The 19,238-nt window shown below is 50.8% G+C and carries 20 protein-coding genes; 4 read left to right on the top strand and 16 right to left on the bottom strand.

What is annotated here, in order from left to right:
• Positions 1–32 precede the first annotated feature (32 nt).
• Positions 33–428 (bottom strand): YraN family protein, encoded by a 396-nt coding sequence (locus OGV89_RS13645; RefSeq protein ID WP_003024946.1) that lies wholly within the window; start codon positions 426–428, stop codon positions 33–35.
• Complete coding sequence (locus OGV89_RS13640; protein ID WP_121540482.1) at positions 386–2,437, bottom strand: penicillin-binding protein activator; 2,052 nt, start codon at positions 2,435–2,437, stop codon at positions 386–388. Before OGV89_RS13640 ends, OGV89_RS13645 begins: the two co-directional genes overlap by 43 nt.
• Before the next feature lie 63 nt (positions 2,438–2,500).
• Here OGV89_RS13640 and rsmI point away from each other — a divergent pair, with 63 nt between their 5' ends.
• Together rsmI and OGV89_RS13630 are read left to right on the top strand one after the other, a co-directional pair.
• A complete protein-coding gene (gene rsmI, locus OGV89_RS13635) occupies positions 2,501–3,364 on the top strand; it encodes a 16S rRNA (cytidine(1402)-2'-O)-methyltransferase (protein WP_115489295.1) in 864 nt (287 codons plus the stop codon).
• Positions 3,365–3,366: 2 nt separating this feature from the next.
• A complete protein-coding gene (locus tag OGV89_RS13630; protein WP_121540481.1) occupies positions 3,367–4,368 on the top strand; it encodes a Fic family protein in 1,002 nt (333 codons plus the stop codon).
• 3 nt (positions 4,369–4,371) lie between these two features.
• On the opposite strand, the gene OGV89_RS13625 is transcribed toward OGV89_RS13630, so the two are convergent.
• The 12 genes from OGV89_RS13625 to kbaZ form a co-directional block, all read right to left on the bottom strand.
• Positions 4,372–5,091 carry a galactosamine-6-phosphate isomerase gene (locus OGV89_RS13625; RefSeq protein ID WP_049015907.1) on the bottom strand — a complete coding sequence of 240 codons (720 nt, stop codon included), beginning with the start codon at positions 5,089–5,091 and terminating at the stop codon, positions 4,372–4,374.
• Between the two features lie 53 nt (positions 5,092–5,144).
• A complete protein-coding gene (agaD, locus tag OGV89_RS13620; protein ID WP_005131762.1) occupies positions 5,145–5,936 on the bottom strand; it encodes a PTS galactosamine transporter subunit IID in 792 nt (263 codons plus the stop codon).
• Positions 5,926–6,732: a PTS galactosamine transporter subunit IIC gene (gene agaC, locus OGV89_RS13615; RefSeq protein WP_286558833.1), complete on the bottom strand. Its 807-nt coding sequence runs from the start codon at positions 6,730–6,732 to the stop codon at positions 5,926–5,928. The genes agaD and agaC overlap by 11 nt, the downstream gene beginning before the upstream one ends.
• 31 nt (positions 6,733–6,763) lie before the next feature.
• Positions 6,764–7,264: a PTS galactosamine transporter subunit IIB gene (agaB, locus tag OGV89_RS13610; RefSeq protein WP_200003036.1), complete on the bottom strand. Its 501-nt coding sequence runs from the start codon at positions 7,262–7,264 to the stop codon at positions 6,764–6,766.
• Between the two features lie 186 nt (positions 7,265–7,450).
• Positions 7,451–8,326: a tagatose-bisphosphate aldolase subunit KbaY gene (gene kbaY / locus OGV89_RS13605; protein WP_049015901.1), complete on the bottom strand. Its 876-nt coding sequence runs from the start codon at positions 8,324–8,326 to the stop codon at positions 7,451–7,453.
• Positions 8,327–8,338: 12 nt separating this feature from the next.
• The gene (locus tag OGV89_RS13600) at positions 8,339–9,493 is read right to left on the bottom strand and encodes an AgaS family sugar isomerase (protein WP_003839993.1); all 1,155 of its coding nucleotides are present in this window, start codon (positions 9,491–9,493) and stop codon (positions 8,339–8,341) included.
• A 301-nt stretch (positions 9,494–9,794) separates the two neighbouring features.
• Entirely contained in the window at positions 9,795–10,928 is a 1,134-nt protein-coding gene (gene nagA / locus OGV89_RS13595; RefSeq protein ID WP_286558831.1) for an N-acetylglucosamine-6-phosphate deacetylase, read from the bottom strand.
• Complete coding sequence (gene agaF, locus OGV89_RS13590) at positions 10,925–11,359, bottom strand: PTS galactosamine/N-acetylgalactosamine transporter subunit IIA (RefSeq protein ID WP_003024930.1); 435 nt, start codon at positions 11,357–11,359, stop codon at positions 10,925–10,927. Before agaF ends, nagA begins: the two co-directional genes overlap by 4 nt.
• Before the next feature lie 16 nt (positions 11,360–11,375).
• Positions 11,376–12,254: a PTS N-acetylgalactosamine transporter subunit IID gene (gene agaE, locus OGV89_RS13585; protein ID WP_003024929.1), complete on the bottom strand. Its 879-nt coding sequence runs from the start codon at positions 12,252–12,254 to the stop codon at positions 11,376–11,378.
• Positions 12,244–13,023, bottom strand: coding sequence for a PTS N-acetylgalactosamine transporter subunit IIC (agaW, locus tag OGV89_RS13580; RefSeq protein ID WP_003839998.1), 780 nt, complete (start codon positions 13,021–13,023; stop codon positions 12,244–12,246). Before agaW ends, agaE begins: the two co-directional genes overlap by 11 nt.
• Positions 13,024–13,033: 10 nt before the next feature.
• Positions 13,034–13,507: a PTS N-acetylgalactosamine transporter subunit IIB gene (gene agaV, locus OGV89_RS13575; RefSeq protein ID WP_003024925.1), complete on the bottom strand. Its 474-nt coding sequence runs from the start codon at positions 13,505–13,507 to the stop codon at positions 13,034–13,036.
• Positions 13,508–13,526: 19 nt separating this feature from the next.
• Positions 13,527–14,822 carry a tagatose-bisphosphate aldolase subunit KbaZ gene (kbaZ, locus tag OGV89_RS13570; RefSeq protein ID WP_008320556.1) on the bottom strand — a complete coding sequence of 432 codons (1,296 nt, stop codon included), beginning with the start codon at positions 14,820–14,822 and terminating at the stop codon, positions 13,527–13,529.
• A gap of 249 nt (positions 14,823–15,071) precedes the next feature.
• Between kbaZ and OGV89_RS13565 the strand changes: the two genes are divergently transcribed.
• Both OGV89_RS13565 and agaR read left to right on the top strand, forming a co-directional pair.
• Positions 15,072–15,878, top strand: a complete 807-nt coding sequence (locus OGV89_RS13565; protein WP_003024922.1) for a DeoR family transcriptional regulator — start codon at positions 15,072–15,074, stop codon at positions 15,876–15,878.
• A 324-nt stretch (positions 15,879–16,202) separates the two neighbouring features.
• Positions 16,203–16,973: a transcriptional repressor AgaR gene (agaR, locus tag OGV89_RS13560; RefSeq protein ID WP_003024920.1), complete on the top strand. Its 771-nt coding sequence runs from the start codon at positions 16,203–16,205 to the stop codon at positions 16,971–16,973.
• Between the two features lie 37 nt (positions 16,974–17,010).
• On the opposite strand, the gene OGV89_RS13555 is transcribed toward agaR, so the two are convergent.
• Entirely contained in the window at positions 17,011–17,931 is a 921-nt protein-coding gene (locus OGV89_RS13555; protein WP_049001689.1) for an ROK family protein, read from the bottom strand.
• A gap of 18 nt (positions 17,932–17,949) precedes the next feature.
• On the bottom strand, positions 17,950–19,206 hold the full coding sequence (locus tag OGV89_RS13550) for a Gfo/Idh/MocA family protein (protein ID WP_003840006.1): 1,257 nt from the start codon (positions 19,204–19,206) through the stop codon (positions 17,950–17,952).
• Positions 19,207–19,238: the final 32 nt, after the last annotated feature.

Raw genomic sequence — 19,238 nt, 5'->3', positions numbered from 1 at the left:
TAATCCTTAAGAACCAGGCTCTGAATCTTCAACTATGAGCGGTCGTTGAACGCGTCCTTAAACCACTCAACATCATTTCCGGTGAAGGCTAACACATCGAACCGGCAATCCACAGTATCAAAACTCCCATTGTGGCGCGCAAGCCACAAGCGGGCGGTCTGTAATAATTTGTGTTGTTTGCTCCGGGTCACACTCGCCGCTGCGCCGCCAAACTGGGCCGAGCGCCGATAGCGGACTTCAACAAAGACGGTGGTGCTGCCTTCACGCATTATCAGGTCGATTTCGCCGCCACGTTCACGCACGTTGGCGGCGATAAAATGCAGTCCCTTGCTTTGCAGCCAGTCACGCGCGGTGGATTCCCACGCGTCACCGGTCTGTTTACTCGTTAACTGGCGGGGACGACTTGTCCTTGCTGGTATTTGAGCCATGATAACTTCCTGTTAATCACACAATCCGGCGTTGCGGTTAAGGTCCCGGTGTTGCCGTTAATTTCGAAACCCTGTACCTGACGCATTTGCGAGAAGTGGTTGGCAAGTGACCAGGCATCGACGCCCATCGCATACATACGTGCCAGTGAGTAGTCGTTACGAACCGCGCCAAGCGCCTGCTGCATGAGAGGAGCGTTAGCACCTGCCAGCATCGGTATTTCGCTGTACTGCAAGCCTTCCATCTCCAGACGGAAATCCGGGCCAGCAGTTCCCTGCGCGCTACGGGAGCTGGCGTACAGCGTCGCTCCGCTCTGGCTGCCGTTACGCATAGCGATCATCGGCTTAATAAAGGCAATTTCTTCCGGCGTCGCCAGAATATACACGGCATCAACACGGCCGCTGCCGCCGGTGATCTGCGCATCGGTGGGCGCAGCCGGAATCGTCAGGCCGCCAATCGTCACGCCAGGTTGCGCAGGTACAGAGGAGGCCACCGGGCTGCCCGTCAGGGAAATTCCCGAGCCGCCGTTGACGCCCATTTTCAGCTCGGCGGTAGAGCCAAACTTCTGCTGCAACACTACGCCACCGCCCAGCTTTTGCCATTCCTGTGCAAAGGCGTTGGCAACGCGATCGCCTAATGAACTCCGAGGGATCAACAACAGCGGCGTCTGTTTACCTTGATCGCGGATGTGACGCGCGGCGTCGCGCGCTTCATCTTCTGGCGACAAAGCGAAGTAGCAGACGTTCGGCAGGTTTTTCACCGACTCCGGCTGATTAAGTGCCAGCACGTTTAATGGCGTATTGCTTTTCATCAGCTCTTCAACATTATTCTTCAGCAGTGGGCCAACCACGATGCTGGCACCATCCTGTTGAACCTGAGTCAGGATTTGGTTCAGAGGCTGTGATGAAGTGTCGTAGATTTTAAGTTCTGCGGACGGATTTGCCGGCGCGCTGGCGGTGGTTGGTTGTGCAGGCGCTGTTGGCTGTGGGGCTGTAGTTTCTGGCTGTGCAGGCTCCTCGTTGGTCAGATCGCTTACTGACGCCTGAGAAGGGCTGGCAACGCCGTCAGTCGTTTGCGGCTGTTCTGTGGTCGTCGCAGCTGTTGTATCCGCAGCAGGCGCAGCTACCGCAGGGGCCGCTACGGGTTGAGTACCCATATTTTTCGCCGCTTCAAAGCCTTGCTGAATAGTCCGGCCAAATACAGCGGCCTGACCGTTCAGCGGCAGCAGCAGCGCAATTTTGCTGGTGGAGGCGGGCTTAAAGCTCTGGACGTTAACCAACTGCGTTGGCAGTATTTTTGCGCCCGGGTTTTGCGGATAACGTTTCTGCCAGTCAGCAATACCCGCTTTCATCATGTCTGGATCGTTACGGTTATCGAACCAGACGCGCTGGAGATCTAACCAGCCTTGCAGCACGTTTTCATCCGCATTGATGACCAGTGCCTGTGCTTGCTCCTGGGTCATGGATGACAGCGCCTGCCAGGTGGCATCGATGTTTTTCTGCTTAGCATTCGCGGCCAGTAGCGGTTCCTGGGCGATCAGCGCGCGCAGTAGTGTCAACGATTGGCGACCCTGGTTGACGTCGATTTGCGCCTGCCAGTATCTGGCCTGCTGGTTTTGATCGAAATCGGCAGGAGTGAGTTTATCCAGCAGGGCCTGAGCGCCAGCGATATCTTTCTGTGCGAGCTTGATCTCGACGGCCAGCAGAGACTGCTCACGACGCTGAGTGTCGTTTAGTTTCTGCGGCAACTGGTTGAACAGCTCGCTAGCCTGCTGGCTCTTGCCTTCTTTCAGCAGTGCACGAATGGCGAGTAATTGCCAGTTGGTCTTGCTATCATCTGAGCTTTGCTGCATTTGTTGCAGATAAAAGCCGGAATCAGCCTGCGCAGTGCCCTGCATATGGGCTGCACTCTGGTCTGGCGCCTGGGTGCCACAGCCTGCGAAAATCAGTGCTGCCAGAATGACTGGTAGCGCGCGCGCGGCTTTCAAACGAGAAAATGTTGAGGGTACCATACTGTATCCAGTGATATTTTTTTACTCAATGCTCAATATTAAATCGGCAATACGGACGACACAATGAAACAACACGAATCGGCGGATAATTCTCAAGGCCAACTCTTTATTGTACCTACTCCTATAGGAAATTTGGCTGATATTACCCAACGAGCGCTCGAAGTTTTACAAGCCGTTGATTTGATTGCCGCTGAAGACACACGTCATACAGGATTATTGTTACAACACTTCGCGATTAACGCCCGTTTGTTCGCGTTACACGATCACAATGAGCAACAAAAAGCGGAAACGCTGGTGGCGAAACTCAAAGAAGGGCAAAACATTGCGCTGGTTTCCGATGCCGGAACGCCGCTGATTAACGATCCTGGCTACCATCTGGTGCGCACCTGTCGCGAAGCGGGGATCCGCGTTGTTCCTCTGCCGGGCCCTTGCGCGGCGATTGCTGCCCTGAGCGCTGCTGGTTTGCCTTCAGACCGCTTTTGCTATGAAGGTTTTCTGCCTGCCAAATCGAAAGGGCGTCGTGATGCGATGAAAGCCATTGAGGCAGAGCCGCGTACGCTTATTTTTTATGAATCTACCCACCGCTTGCTGGATAGCCTGGAAGACATGGTTGCCGTCTGGGGCGAATCCCGTTACGTGGTGCTGGCGCGCGAGCTGACCAAAACCTGGGAAACCATTCACGGCGCACCGGTCGGCGAACTGCTTGCGTGGGTCAAGGAAGATGAAAACCGTCGTAAAGGTGAAATGGTGCTGATTGTCGAAGGGCATAAAGCGCAGGAAGACGATCTCCCTGCCGATGCGCTGCGTACGTTGGCTTTATTACAGGCAGAACTGCCGCTGAAAAAGGCCGCCGCGCTGGCCGCTGAAATCCACGGCGTGAAAAAGAATGCGCTGTATAAGCACGCACTGGAACAACAGGGAGACTAGACGTGAGCACCTACCAACCGCCTTTTACCGTTACGCCATTGATCCTCAATCAAGTCATTGAGATTGGTGAGCTGATGGGGCATTGGGCGGCGATGGCGGGCAGGATATCTCCTCTTTTGCGCAAAGAGAACCGTATTCGTACTATCCAGGCTTCTTTAGCGATTGAGCATAATTCGTTGACGACGGATCAGGTTACAGCCCTGATGGACGGTAAGCGTATTTTGGCTCCGGCTAAAGATATACAGGAAGTCAGAAATGCGATTCTGGCATACGAAAAAATGTCGGAGTGGAAAAGTGAAAAACTCTCCGATCTTTTACAGGCACATCAAGTCCTGATGATGGGGCTTGTCGATAACCCGGGCCAATTGCGATCTGGCAATGTCGGTGTTTACAGGGAAAAACAGCTTATTCATATGGCCCCGCCGGTCTCACAAGTTCTTCGCTTGATGAATGATTTACTGGACTGGTTAAAAACGACAGAACTTCACCCGCTTATCGCGGGTGCTGTATTCCATTATGAGTTCGAATTTATTCATCCTTTTGCCGACGGCAATGGACGGATGGGGCGATTGTGGCAGACATTAATCCTGAGTGAGTGGCGTTCAGAATTAGCCTGGTTGCCGGTGGAAACGCTGATCCACTACCAGCAGGATCGCTATTACCAGGTGCTAGGAGTGTGCGATCGGCAAAGCAGCTGCACGCCATTTATAGAATTTATTCTGGAAAACATTATCTCTGCTTTGCAAGAGGGATTAGGACAATCATCGACCCTGTCGGAAGAAATGTCGGAAGAAATGTCGGAAGAAATGCCGTCTGATTTACTGGATATGGAAAAGCGCATTCTACGAATCTTGTCGAATCAGCCTGGTAGAACTGCCAAAAGTATCGCTGATGAGTGTGAAATTTCACCCCGAACAGTTGAACGCTATCTGAAAGCGTTGCAGCTAAAAGGCAAACTGCAACGCGTTGGCTCGACGAAAGGAGGGATGTGGCGGGTGCTGTAAATTTTATTTATCAGAGTATTGTGAGCCGTCAATCAGGCAACCCACATTGCTGTGTAGCCATAAAAATGAAGCAGGAATAGCTGTTGTAACGGTGGCGGCCAGGTATTTTTCTACCGCATCATGCTTCCCTTCACCTGCTATCAGCAACAAGATCTCTTTTGCATTCAGAATGTCCTTCAGCCCGAGCGTAATGCCGCGAGTTACAGGATTAGTGGCCGTTTTTAACATGTCATGATGGCGCGTTTTCTCATCAAGTACGCTGATATGGCAAAACGGTTCCAGTAACTCCGCGGGTTCATTCAACCCCAAATGGCCATTTTTGCCGATTCCGAGCAGACATAAATCGAGGCCGCCCCGGCTGGCAATAATCTCTGTAATGCGTTCGCATTCCTGCTCGTTAACATTTTCAGATTGAAAACCGACCAGCTGTTCTGCTCGTAAACCCAATGGTTGAACGATGTGTTGTTGCAGGAAATATTCGCACGTTGCTGGAGAGTTCAGGGGAATGCCAACCCACTCATCCAGTTTTACGAAAACTACCCGCTCAATATTGATCTGACGCTGGTTAATTTTCTCGACAAAGTAGCGATAGGTGAGAAGCGGCGTGCCTCCTGTTGCCAGACAGATGGTGGCATCAGGCTTCTTTTGTATCAGCGTAATTAACTGCTCGCTGGCGCGATCGCTCAATACGTCATAATTGTCGCAGTACTGGGTATATTGCATTTTTCGAGTCCTTTTGAAGGAGGATGTTGCAGGCCGCTTCATCCTCTTTTCGTTTAAAGAATGCCAAGTGCTGACGAGATAATTGACAGTACAAACGTTACGCCGATTAACAATACAGGATGCGCTTTTTTCACCCGCAAAAGGTAGTACATCAGCAGCGTGTAGCCCATCGGTAAAATATTCGGGAATACTTTATCGAAAAAATCCTGTTGTAACGCCACGCTATGGGTACTGTCGATCGCGAAGGAAGTTACAACATTGATATGCACATAGGAGGCGATGAGCCCACCGATAACGGTTATCCCGAGGATCGTTGCTGAGCGGGCGATCATCTGCGAGTTTTCCCGCACTTTATCGATAGCCTTAACCCCGACCGAATAACCAACGTGCGTCCAGCCGACACGCAGAAAAAAGATCATCAAATAAACGGCGAAAAACAGAATTGGCCCCAGGATGTTTCCCTGACTGGCGAAAGAGGAGCAGATCCCCGCCATAATGGGCAGCAAGGTGAACCAGAAAATGGCATCGCCGATCCCGGCGATGGGTCCGAACAACGCCACTTTCAAGCCCTTAATCGTGTCGCGATTTTCTCCCTTCTCTTCCATTGAGATTAGTAGTCCCATCAGGAAGCCAACCAGGTTTGGGTGGGTATTGATAAATTCCAAATGATCTTTCATCGCCGCGCTCAGACCGGCTTTATCATCTTTATAGATTTTTCTCAGGATCGGGAGCATCGCCCAGGTAAAACCTCCCGCCTGCATCCTCTCATAGTTAAAGCTGGCCTGAAGAAGGGATGATCGAAACCCCAGGCGAGTAATGTCTTTTTTACTGATTTCAGATCCCATTGCTGTAGTCCTCTTCTTCATTGTTCTTATTGGCGACAGGCTGAGGTTGAGCCTGCTGTTTGGCTTTCGCATTGAAAAACTCATATACGGCGAAGCCTGCGCCTAATACGGCGACGGGCAGAAGGTTATTAACCTGGATGTAGCAAACGAAAAGGAAGCCAGCAATCAGGTATGGAATGTACTGTGCTCTGAACATCACGCGGAGCAACAAACCAAAACCGACTGCGGGCAAAATGCCCCCGGCCACTTCAAATCCATGTGTTAACCAGGCGGGCATGGCTTTTACCAGCGACTGCATAGCGCCTTGTGCCAGATACGTACACAGGAAGGCGATGATGGCGTAAGAAGAAGCAACAATCAGCGTTGTCAGCCAGTTCAGACGCGTAAATGCGCCTGTGTTTGCTTCTTTCGCACAATTATCGGCTTTTGCCATGAACAATGAGAAGGCTGAGTAAAAGAACAATATGACGTACTGCATCAAGAGGCTGAAAGGTAAGCCAAAACCGATAGCTGTTTTAGCATCCACACCGGTAGACCATGCGATTACCGTGGTCATTAAACCAGCCATGATTGGATTAGGGGGCTGTACACCACCTGCGGGTGTCAAACCGGCAAAAGCCAGTTCTGTCAGACCACCTGTTATCAGGCCAATATGAATATCGCCGAGAATAGCGCCGGTTAGCGTACATACAATGATTGGCCGGAATAAAAACAAGGCTTCCAGCCAAAAATCTATTCCAAGGAAGAAGACTAATGCAGCCAGGGATATACCCTGAAGTAGTGTTATTTCATGCATGTCGGATACCTCAAATAAATAAATCCTTTTATTATGGAAAAATCTGATTTATTCCTTGCTCAGGAATCTGTTCTTTTTGATCACCAGGGACATCCTGAATAAAAATATTAACGCCTTGTTTCTTAATAAACTGAAGATTTTCAAGATCCTGATCGTTAACATAAACTTTGCTACTGATTTGTTTTTTGCCTTCAGAAAAATGCATATTGCCTACGTTGATGTCGTTCAGTTTAATACCGCCTTCAAGCAATCTTCTTACCGTTTGTGGCGTCCGGCAAATCAGGAAGATTTTCTGATGTGGTGCGGCCTTACCGATAACGTTGATGGTTTTTTCTATGGAAAAAAAGCGGATGCCAAAACCGTAGGTTTCGGCAGTGATACCCATTAATTTTTGCTGAATCTCATCCTGAGCAACGTCATCATCAACAACGACTAACAAGTTAGCACCAATTGTTGATGTCCATGTCACGCCAACCTGCCCATGGACTAATCTGTTATCAATGCGGGTTAATAGAATATTTGGACTGCTCATATTTAAATCCTCACCATAAAAAGATTGAATGACATAGATTATTGAAATATATTATTGTTGCACCATCAAATTCATAAATTTATTCAGCGTGATTTAAAAATCATACATCTATTTTATTTGAACAATGAGCACTACCTGATATTACGCAGATAGCACTCGTGAATAAAAATTGAAATCTAACGACGGTCACGATAATTCGCAGGTAGCCACCAATTTGTTTGCTGACCCGCATACAGTGATTTTGCTACGCACCACTTCTTTCATCGCATCCATACCGACCCGCATGTAATAGCGAGGATCGTTGCCCTGCGGATTCTCCGCAAACCACGCCTTGACCGCATCGGCAAAAGCGATTTTCAGTTCAGTAGCGACGTTAACTTTGCAAACGCCAAGCTCGATCGTGCGGCGGACGTATTCGTCAGGAACATCGCTTGCGCCATGTAAAACCAGGGGAACGTCGACGACCTCACGAATTTCACCCAGCCGCTGGAAATCGATCTTGGGCGTTTTGGTATATAAACCGTGTGCTGTGCCGATGGCAACTGCAAGGCTATCTACGCCAGTACGCTCAACAAACCGTTTAGCTTCTTGTGGATCGGTGAGGAAGGCGCTTTCTGCATCCACGCTCATATCATCTTCTACGCCACCGAGGCGACCCAGCTCAGCTTCCACGCTGCAATCTTTGGCATGGCAAAAATCCACAACGGATTTCACCAGCTTCACGTTTTCTTCAAACGGAAAGTGGCTGCCGTCGATCATTGCGCTGCGCACTCCTGCATTCACTTTACGACGGATATCGTCCAGCGACTCATGGTGATCAAGGTGCAGCGCCAGCGGTATACCGTAGCTGGTGGAATAAGCGCTGCACAGCGCGTAGATCTCTTCCAGCGCGATATGCTTAAAGGTGCCCGGTGTTCCGGCAAGGATCACCGGCGATTGCATTTCATAGCACACCTCAAGGATCGCCTGGATCGTCTCGGCGTTATGAATGTTAAAGGCGGGTACGGCATAACCCTTTTTTTGGGCATCCAGCAGGAGGTATTTCGTGGAAATAATGCTCATAAAACGATCCTTTTAGGCGTTCCAGGGATGAATAACAACGCCCTGTACAACGCGGTTCACAGTGCCGCTGGCAGAAGGCGTATCCGGTGTATTGCCGATATTGATGGATTGCGTCAAAGCAAAGACCTGGGCGTAGATCAGGAAGCAGAATGCCAATTCCATATCGATGAAAGAGCGTGCTGGTGGCAGCAGAATATGTGGGCCAGCTTCAATCGCCTCATGGGTTTGTGCGGCAATCGCGACAACCCGCAATGCCTGCCGATCGCGGCGTAACTCTGCCAGCAGATCGAGATCGTATTGACGTGTATAGGGATGGCTGGAAACAAAGACCACTACCAGCGTTTCATTATCAACCAGCGACTTTGGACCGTGACGAAAGCCTGTAGGGGAGTCATAGAATGCGGCCAGTTTGCCTGCTGTCAGTTCCAGGACTTTCAGTGCCGATTCCCGCGCAGCTCCCTGTAATCCACCGCTACCGAGGTAAACGATCCGTTTCCAGGGTTCATTGCCAAATACGCCGTCGCTGAAATCACCCAGTGAAGTCAGAATCGCCTGGCACCGATCGGCCACGTCGCGGAAGGTCTGACTGTTGATTTTTTCCGGGGCGAATACCGCCAGGCAGCTGGCCATCATGGTGGTAATGCTGCTGGTCATGGCGAAACCACGGTCATGTGTCTCTGCGGGCATCAACAGAGCAAAGGCATTGTCGCTTGCGACTGCGTTTTGATAGAGGCTACCTGCTTCGTTGCAGGTGATTGGCAGGTGATAGCACTCAGGTACAAACTGATTAGCCAGTTCCACTGCCGCAACGCTTTCAGGGCTGTTTCCTGAGCGAGCGAAAGAAATGAGCAGCAGCGGATGTGCGGGATTCAGGTAATCCATCGGATTAGTGACCAGATCGGTGGTTGGCACAGCGCTGATGTTTTTACCGGTATAGCTTGCCAGCCAGGGGGCGATGATGTCGCCAATGAATGCTGATGTTCCGGCCCCAGTCAGTATGATCCGCAGATCGTTTTTGCGCAGTAATGGTGCGAGAAAGCTGTCAATGGCAGAGCGAATGTTGTCGATATTCGTAAGGGAACGGATCCAACTGGCAGGTTGTTGACGGATCTCTTCTTCGGTCCAGGTGCCCGTTACCGCGGTAACAGGGGTATAGGTTTCTGGCATAACTTAAGTCCTTAGTCTTGTAAATTCCACATAAGACGCTGGCGAGAATGTCGCTATCTTTCGTTTCGTTTCACTTGTTCATCTTGTCGATTGATTAAAATCTATAGGAAAGAAATCGAAAGAGCAATGATCCAAAATGAAATAAAACGAAATTTGTGATCGTGAGAACGAAAGGGGCGATTATCTTATTGATCTATAAGAAGTACGCTTGTTGTATGATGGTTAGGTATTTACTCAAGCGAAAGGAAAAGAAAGGCCTTGCGATCGAAGATCGCAGGCCAACACGAGACAAAATGAAAGGTCAAAGGGGGAGAGCCTGACCCTGAATCCAGATCTGTTGTAAATGCAGCCCGCTATTAAGCGCGATCGCGTCGGCACGTTTTCCCACTGCTAACGATCCCAGGTGGCGATTGATACCCAACAGACGTGCGGGGTGGAGAGAGGCCATATGAATTGCCTCTTCTGCCGTTATCCCGGTGAGCTCGACCATATTACGTACGGCGGCATCAACCGAGAGCGTGCTACCAGCCAGACCACCGGAAGCGGTACGCACAATACCACTGTGCATTTCCACTTCCTCACCGCAGAGCGTATAGCGCCCGTCTGGCATTCCTGCAGCCTGCATGGCATCGGTGATCAGCACCAGCCTGTCTTTGGCGCAACAGCAGCAGAGCTTCATGGCCGCTGGGTGGACATGGTGTCCGTCAGCGATAAGTTCCAGCCAGGCGCGAGGGTCGGTTAACCCTGCGCCAACCATTCCTGGATCCCGATGATGTAAGCCGGTCATACCGTTATAGCAGTGCACCAGTCCGTCAGCACCGGCGTCAAAGGCCGCGCGGGTTTGTTCCCAGGTAGCAGCGCTGTGTCCCAGCATCACCCGTACGTTGCGCTGCTTCAGATGTTCGATGGCCTGTAATGCACCGGGTTTTTCTGGTGCCAGCGCAACGACGCGCAATGTTTGCTGGGAAATCGCAATCAGTTCATCCAGTTCACTGAGTTCCAGTTCCCTGAAAAGCTCAGGCGGGTGCGCCCCTTTGTTCTGCGGCGTAAAGTACGGGCCTTCAAGATAACTGCCCAGCACCTGTGCGCCGGGTCCTCCGGAATGGTAACGATGGGCGATACGCTCAAGCGCCTTGCGAATATCTGGTAGTGGAGCGGTGACGGTAGTGGGTAGCCAGTTGGCTACCCCTTCACGTGCTTTGTGCATCGCCAGTTTGTCGAGCGTATCTGGTGCTTCATCCATCACATCGACGCCCGCACCGCCGTGCACGTGGATATCAATGTAAGCCGGACAAAGCAGGTCTGCATCGTGGACCATAACGCCAGAGGGGATTGGCTCTATTTCTGCAATGATGCCGTCTTCAATGTGTATTTGATGATCGTCCAGCCAGCCCCGTTCGGTCAGTAGACGTCTGGCGCGAAGTAGCTGTCTCATATCCCTTCCTCAACGGGCTTTTCCTCACGACAGCGTCCCAGTTCGTCCACCAGGCTAGTTAAACCACGATGCCCGCACTCCAGCGCCTGCAAGCGAAATGCTTCGCTGGTCAGGCCATCGCGCTCCAGCACCATTTCCAGCAGTAGTTGCAGATTAGTGCCAGTGATCACCTCGGTGCCTTGCCTTTGCATGGCCAGGGTGGAAGCGACGCGAAATGGTGTCCCGCCTAACAGGTCTGTCAGAAACACGATGTCTTGCTGCGCATCCAGTTCACTCACCGCCTGTTCAAGCTGCGATGTGAGTAAGGCGGTGGTTGAGGTTTCCGGAAAGTCGATGGCGATGAACTGTGATTGTTCACCCAGAATCTGTTTCATCGCTTTTTCCATTCCGCTGGCAAACCCGCCATGACCCGTCAAAATAATACCTAACATCTACAACCCCTTATGTTTACAGGAAGTGACAGAACTTACCTACGACGCCGAGCACCACGGTAATGGCGATAAGGCGCAGAGGACTCCAGCCACGGCGGACCAGCCAGAACATGGTTAATGTGTAGACCAGCGGTAAAAAAGCAGGCATCAGCTTGTCTATCACATCTGTTTGCAGTTTCACCACTGCATCGCCAGCAGTGATTTCCAGCGTAGTGCTCAGGCGAACATAGGTCGCTACCAGCGCGCCGATCACCGTCATCCCAACGATGGATGCCGCATGTCCAACCTTTTTGGTGTTAGCTTTAATCAGCGGGATGGCAGCAACGCCCATTCGATAAGCATAGTGTGCCAGCCCAAAGCGCAGACCAAGATGAACCACGTTGAACATAACAATAAAGACAACAGCACCAAGAATAGAGCCTTGCAGCGCCAGACTGGCTCCGATACCGCCGCAAATAGGCAGTAACGTTAACCAGAACATGGCATCACCGATACCGCCAAGTGGCGCACCCACGGCAATCTTGGTGCTTTGAATACTGTTCACATCCTGCTTGGAGCGTTCCATCGCCAGGATAATCCCGATAACAAACGTGACCAGGAATGGGTGCGTGTTGAAGAAGCCCATATGGCCTTTCATCGAACGCGCCAAATCGCGCTTATTGGTGTGGATCTTTTTCAGAGCAGGTAACAGGCCGTACAGCCATCCTGATGCCTGCATACGTTCGTAGTTAAAAGAGGCCTGCAACAGCATTGAACGCCAGGCAACACGGTTGATATCTTTTTTCGTCAGCTCGGCACCGATATTCTGGTCTTCGTAGACGTTTTCATTGGTGCCGGACAGCAGCGTTTCTTCGGTTTCGGAAACGTTCGGCAGAGCCGTTTGATTAGATGCCATCTTCGAATTCCTCTTTTTGTGCTGCGGGAGCTGTAGGTTCAGGTGATTTACGCAGAAAATCGATCAGCGCCATGGCTAGTGCAGCTGCGGCAATCGCTAGCACCGGGAGTTTGAGCCAGGCTGCTGCCACAAAACCCAGGATGAAGTAGGGGATATAGACGTTTTTCATCATGATTTTCAGCAGTACAGCGAAGCCGATAGCTGGCATGATGCCGCCTGCCACGCCGAGGCCGTCAATCAGACGCGTCGGCAGAACATCTATCGCGGTTTTGGCATGTTCCGCGCCAAAGTAAATTGGCAGGAACGCGCATAAAAAGTAGAAGGTCCCCAGCGCGAGCAACGCCAGATAGTTGACCCGCTCAATCCCGGCTGTATCGGCATTTGCTGCCATGCGATCGCAGCGAGCCATCACCCCGGACATCACAGAGAACAGGAAAGTAATCCCCATCTGTACTGCTACGGCGAACGGTACCGCCACACCTACGGCAACTTCAGGTTTCACTCCGGTCGTTATGGCAAACGTGGTTCCCACGATAGTGCCGATAATCACGTTTGGCGGCTGAGCTCCTGCCAGTGGGGCCAGACCCATCCACACCAGTTCCAGCGTACCACCTGTTAAAATACCGGTATGCAGATCGCCCAGAATCAGGCCGACCAGCGGCCCGAGAACAACCGGGCGGTGCATGTGCGTTAACCCGTTGAACATATCCAGGCCTGCAATAAAGGCGAGAATACCCAACGCAAAAGCCTGCAACAGACTGATTTCCATTGTGAATCCCTCAGAGAAGTTTATAGAGGTCCTGGGCGGGTTCTGTTGGAACGCCCTGAACGAAGCATTCCACTCCAGCGGCTTTGAGCCCGTTGAACGCCGTAATATCGGCAGCGTCTACAGAAACCGTTTTGGCGATTTGTTGTTTGCCGTTGGCGTAGTGCATATTGCCAACGTTGATACGGTTAACAGGAACACCGCCTTCGACCAGACGGAAGAAATCCGCAGGCGATTTGCAGACCAGCAGAATTTTCTGGCGATCGGCGGCACGGTGAATATTGTCGATCACTTTTTGTAGTGACCAGAAGCGTACGGCGATCCCTTCTGCCAGTACCATTTCCATCAGGTTTTGCTGCACTGGATCTTCAGCCACCTCATCATTAGCGACCAGCACCAGGTTTGCCCCCGCAAACCCGACCCATTGCACACCAACCTGACCGTGAATCAGACGTTCATCAATGCGACTTAATACAATGTTTGGCATGGTATTTTTCTCTTTTTTGTTATGCGTTACGAGCTGGAGCACCCAGGCAGGCGCAGTGATATTGCTGCAGTATGTCCTGAATATGGTTAATGATGAGTTCTCGCGGCGTGGCGCTGAGATCTCCCTCGCGCACTTTTACGTACTGCAAGGGTAAATACTGGCTAATCAGCGGCAGTGGAATGGGGTCATCCGCCAGGTTACGTACCAGACGTTCGAATGCCTCATCAATCTGGCTGTCCGGCCAGTAGTAACGAACCCGATCGGAGTAGCTGTATCCGCGAGCCAGACGGCGTGCGTTGCCATCACCGTGATAGTGGCTCTGCCAGTACTCTGGTCGATCAAGCATTACGCTTTCCAGCACATGTCGCAGGCCTGAACAAGCTTTTGCAGGCAGTAATTCTTCTTCAATGGCGGCTAATGAAAACAGCGCTTCGCGCAGAGCGAAGGTCAACGCAGGTCCCACTTTCAGAATAGCGAAGTGGTCTATCACCAGTTGACGCAAGGACTGTGGCGTTTGGTAATCGGTAGAGTGCGCTTCAAACACGAGTGTGTCGTAGTCTTCCACCATTTTGCTGAGTGCCACAGCTTTCTGTGGTTGATAATCAATGATGTGTGTGTGGTCGAATTCAACGCCAGGTTGCACCACTAGGGCGATAATACGCGGCCAGATACCTTCCAGACCGTGCTTTTCAAAGGCGTGATAGTGAGCCTGAAGCGTTGCGCGTGCGGCATCGGGCGTTGTTACCGCCAGGTCGGTTAACGTTTCGTGAGCGCCACCTGGAACCGGCACTTCTGTGCCAATCACATAGACCAGGTCAGACTCGCCAAAATGTGCCATACAGGTTTCTTCGGCGACTTTTGCCAGACGTGCGGCGCGCTCAGCGACAATTTCATCCGTCAGTGGAACCGGGTCGTTAGCACAAGACATGCTGCAATCGAGGTGGATTTTTTTAAAGCCTGCGGCGACATAGCTCTTGATCAGATCGTCTGCATTGGCCATTGCCTGTTCCGCAGGCAGATTTTGCCAACGGTTTGGCCCGAGATGGTCTCCGCCGAGAATCAGCATATCCTGAGAAAAATCAAGCGAGTCGGCTAAACGGCAGACAAAACTGCGAAAATCGGCTGGTGTCATACCCGTATAGCCGCCAAACTGGTCAACCTGATTAGAGGTTGCTTCGATCAACAGCGGTGTATGGTTTGCATGGGCGTAGCGTATTGCGGCTTCCAATACGATTGGATGCGCGGAACAAACGGCATAAATCCCGTTTGCCTTCCCCCGTTTATGCTGTTCGACCATTTTAGTTAGATGTTTCACTTTCCTCTCCAGGTCAGATTACTGCGACATCAATCTTTCGTTTTGTTTCATTTAATACTGCATCATGGTGTTATGAAAATAAAACGAAAGATAATGATTTTCCGATCTGTTTCACAAAAGAAACACAATGAAAGGTTTCAGCGTAAGTTCGTCCGGCTCTTCGCTGCTTGCGGGGCTTGCATTCGCGCAAAAGAAAGGCGTTAATAGACAAAACGAAATAAAACGAAAGGTTCAACTAAAGGATTTCTTATGAGTAACACCGAGTCCTCTGCAGACAAGCGCGTTATTGGCACCAGCGAAAGACGTGAGCAGATCATCCAGCGGTTACGGCAACAGGGAAGCGTTCAGGTTAACGATCTTTCCTTATTTTTTGGCGTCTCCACGGTCACTATTCGCAACGACCTCGCCTTTCTGGAAAAGCAGGGGATTGCGGTACGTGCCTATGGCGGAGCGCTAATATGCGAGAGCAATGCGCCTGTTGTGGAGCCTTCTGTTGAAGATAAGAGTTCACTTAATACGGCAGTAAAACGCAGTATTGCCAGAGCCGCCGCAGAGTTAATTCAACCGGGACACCGCGTGATCCTTGACTCCGGCACCACGACCTATGAAATTGCCCGCCTGATGCGCCAGCATACCAATGTCATTGCTATGACTAACGGTATGAATGTCGCCAATGCGCTACTGGAAGCCGAAGGGGTTGAGCTGCTGATGACCGGCGGTCATTTGCGTCGTCAGTCACAATCGTTTTATGGCGATCAGGCTGAGCAGTCGCTACAAAATTATCACTTCGACATGCTGTTTCTTGGCGTTGATGCTATCGATTTAGAGCGTGGTGTTAGCACGCACAACGAAGATGAGGCGCGTCTCAACCGCCGGATGTGTGAAGTGGCTGAACGTATCATTGTCGTTACCGACTCGACGAAGTTTAACCGCTCCAGCCTGCATAAGATTATTGATACCCAGAGGATCCACACCATCATTGTTGATGAAGGCATCCCAGAGGAGAGCTTGCAGGAACTACGCCGCAGCGGTGTTGAAGTGATCATTGTTGAGTAGTCCCGCTCTAAAATTCAAAAATGTGATCCCATTCAATTAAACAAAAACAAACCATAAGCGAGCTTTTTTAGTAGCTCGCTTTCGTTTTTTTGCATGCTTCCCGTCTCTTTCTCGCATCTTACTCGCTTTTGACCTTTTCATTTTTTCGGTTTTCTTCGTTTCGATTTGCTAAAACGAAAGAAAATAGTCAATTTTTGTTAAATTCAACGCTGGGCCAGTGCGCACAAATTCACCTTATTGCTTCTGATGTAATATATTCAAAAGAAAACGAAAGTGCTAAAGCGCTAAAACAAAACAACATGAATATTTGATGGAGCAATAGAAATGCTGGATAACTTAAGACGTCGCGAGCAAATAATTGATCTGCTATGCGATCAGGGTAGCGTTCGTGTCGAGCCACTGAGCGTCCATTTTGGTGTGTCATCGGTTACGATCCGCAACGACTTACGTTATCTGGAACAGAAGGGATGTGTCATGCGCTCCTACGGCGGGGCGGTTCTCAATCAGCACTTTGCCCTTGACCGGCCTTTGCAGGATAAGGACCGGCTGAATCGAGATGTGAAAACGCGTATTGCCGAAAAAGCGGCCAGCTTTGTGAAAGATGGTGACACGCTAATCCTCGATTCCGGTTCGACCACCACGCTCATTCCTCCTATGTTAAAAAATCGCCGCGATCTGGTGGTGATGACCAATGCGCTCAACATTGCATGGGAACTGGCGAATTTTGAGCGCGTAGACGTCATGATTCTGGGAGGGAACGTCAGGCAAAGCGTCTATTCATTGTATGGCCCTTCAGCAGAACACCAGCTTAGGCAATACCGGTTTGATAAGCTTTTCTTAGGCGTTGACGGATTCTGCCTGGAAGCGGGAATTACCACGCCACATCCGGGAGAAGCACATCTGAATCAGGTAATGTGTGAAGTTGCGCAGGAGGTCACGGTAGTCGCTGACTCCAGCAAGTTTGGCCGCAAAAGTTTCTGTATGATTAGCGAAATCAGCGGGATTGACCGGGTGATTACCGACAGCGGGATCCCAGAAAATTATCACCGGACGTTAATCCAGCTTGGGGTGGATGTGGTGATTGCGGATGAATAACTGAAATTGCTGGCGAGATTCCCCCGCCAGCAATTTTTTAGTGGGTCTGCGTACCCTGTTCAACCAGCAGCAATGCGGCACCGCGAACCCCGCTGGATGCGCCATGGATGGCCGGGAATACGCGGGCAGGTTCTAATCCTGGGAACAAATAACGTGACATGGCCTGCGGCAGCAACGTATAAATTTCTTCGATGTTGGAAACCCCACCGCCGAGAACAAAAGCATCGACATCCAGAATCAACTGCAATTGCGCCAGCGTACAACCCAACATATCAATCCATGCTTCTATGGTAGTAACGGCGCTGGTATTGCCATGACGATAATGCTCCAGCAGGGTCTCCATTTTGAGTTGTTCTCCACTGAAGTGTTTGTGGAGCCACAGTAAACCGGGGCCGGATTGATAGCGTTCCAGACACCCTTGTAAGCCACAACCGCACTTCAGTTCCGGTAAATGATAACGACGCATAAACGTTGCCGGAAGCGGTAAATGGCCAAACTCACTGGCCATTCGGTTGCGACCCCGATACAACTGACCGTCAATGACTAACCCTCCACCCATGCCGGTGCCAATAATGGCACCAAAAATTCTGGAGAACTGGCGAGCCTGCTGGGTATGGGCTTCCGAGAGTGCAAAACAGCAGCAATCATTGTCCAGTTCAACCGAACGATTGAGGCGGTGGGCCAGATCGTTCATCACCTGGCGTCCAGTAAGGCAAGGCACGTTAGATGACAGTAATTTTCCGGTATGTCTGTCCATAAGACCGGGCATGCCGATGCCAATTTTTCCTTGCGTTCCAGTCGCCCAGTCGGCGGTATCAATAAGTGAAGTAAAGGTCGAAAGAAAGAGTTCATAATCCTGGACTGGCGTGGCGACGCGCTTGCGCCAGCAAACCTGCATTTCCTTATCAAAAGCGACAATTTCAGTTTTGGTTCCACCAATATCAACACCGTAAAACATGCCTCATCTCCTCCGGCTTCACAGCGTAACCAGACTGTTTTCCTTGCGAGCGCGTTCTGCGGCAAAGACCATTAAGTGACTTTCCAGTGACTCATCCGGGCCAGAAAGGATCATATTTTGATCGTTGGCCATCACTGCATGGATAAAGCGATCCATCAGGTAGTAATCGCCACCACCATGTCCCCCCATCTGGGTTTGTGTTCCAGCGGCGATCTCCTCGATCTGATGCACAGTTTCTTTGTCTGTCAGGAAATCAAACACCCGGATCTGCTCGCCATCACCTTCCAGATAACCTCTGGTGCCAAACAGGCGCGTTTTTCGATCTTCCATTTTGGTAAACGCGGTCATGGTAAAGGTCACTGTCTGCTGGTGGGCAAAACGTAAGTTAACAACCTGATGATCCACCACATCATTATCACAACGATAAACGCAGCGACCATAAGGCCCATCGCGCAGCGCCTGGCGGACATTTTCTTCGCTGGGATCTGCAGTCAGCACCCGACGGAAGTGGGGAGTGCATTTGTGGTTTTCACCCAGATAAATTTTGCAGGCAGACCAGGGGCAGGTTGCTTCAACCTGACAATCAAGGCAGCGGTCGGCGGCGCCAGCAGGCTGATTCTCTTTCACAAAGTGGCTCAGGCTGCCAAATGATCCTACGTCCTTGCAGTTGTCGCCCATGATGTAGCGGATCCAGTCCAAATCATGACAGGATTTCTGCAATAACATAAATGACGATTCTGCTTCATTGCGCCAGTTACCACGTACAAACGAGTGCGCCTGATGCCAGTAACCTACGGGTTCGAGATGCTGCATGCTGACAATATCGCCAATTACGCCATCATCAAGCAGTGATTTCAGCTTTTGCGTATAGCGGGTGTACCGCAGGACGTGCGCGACGGCCAGTAATACGTTGTTGCGTTTAACCGCATCAATAATGATCCGGCAATCTTCTGGCGTAGGGGCGAGCGGTTTTTCCAGCAGAATGTGATAGCCGAGATTGGCAAACGCCACGGCAGGATCTTTGTGCATATTATCCTGCGTGCAAATAAGTACTACGTCGGCCATTTTGGGTTGGGCCGCAGCCTCTTGCCAGTCGCAAAATACGTTATTTGGAGCAATCTTATGCTGTGCGACAAACTGCTGGCGATACGCCTCTCTGGGCTCAGCAACGCCTACTACCTGCATTCTGTCTGGATGTTCAAGCGCATAGCGAGCATATATTTCTCCGCGCGCACCAGCCCCTACCACTAATACGGTCACTTTATTCGCACACATATAAACCTCTCATTTTTCACTTAGCCTGAATA

This window comes from Citrobacter sp. Cf125 (assembly GCF_030333935.1).
Taxonomy (GTDB): domain Bacteria; phylum Pseudomonadota; class Gammaproteobacteria; order Enterobacterales; family Enterobacteriaceae; genus Citrobacter; species Citrobacter freundii.
Note: the sequence above shows the minus strand (reverse complement) of the source record. Positions and strands in the feature narration are given on the sequence as shown.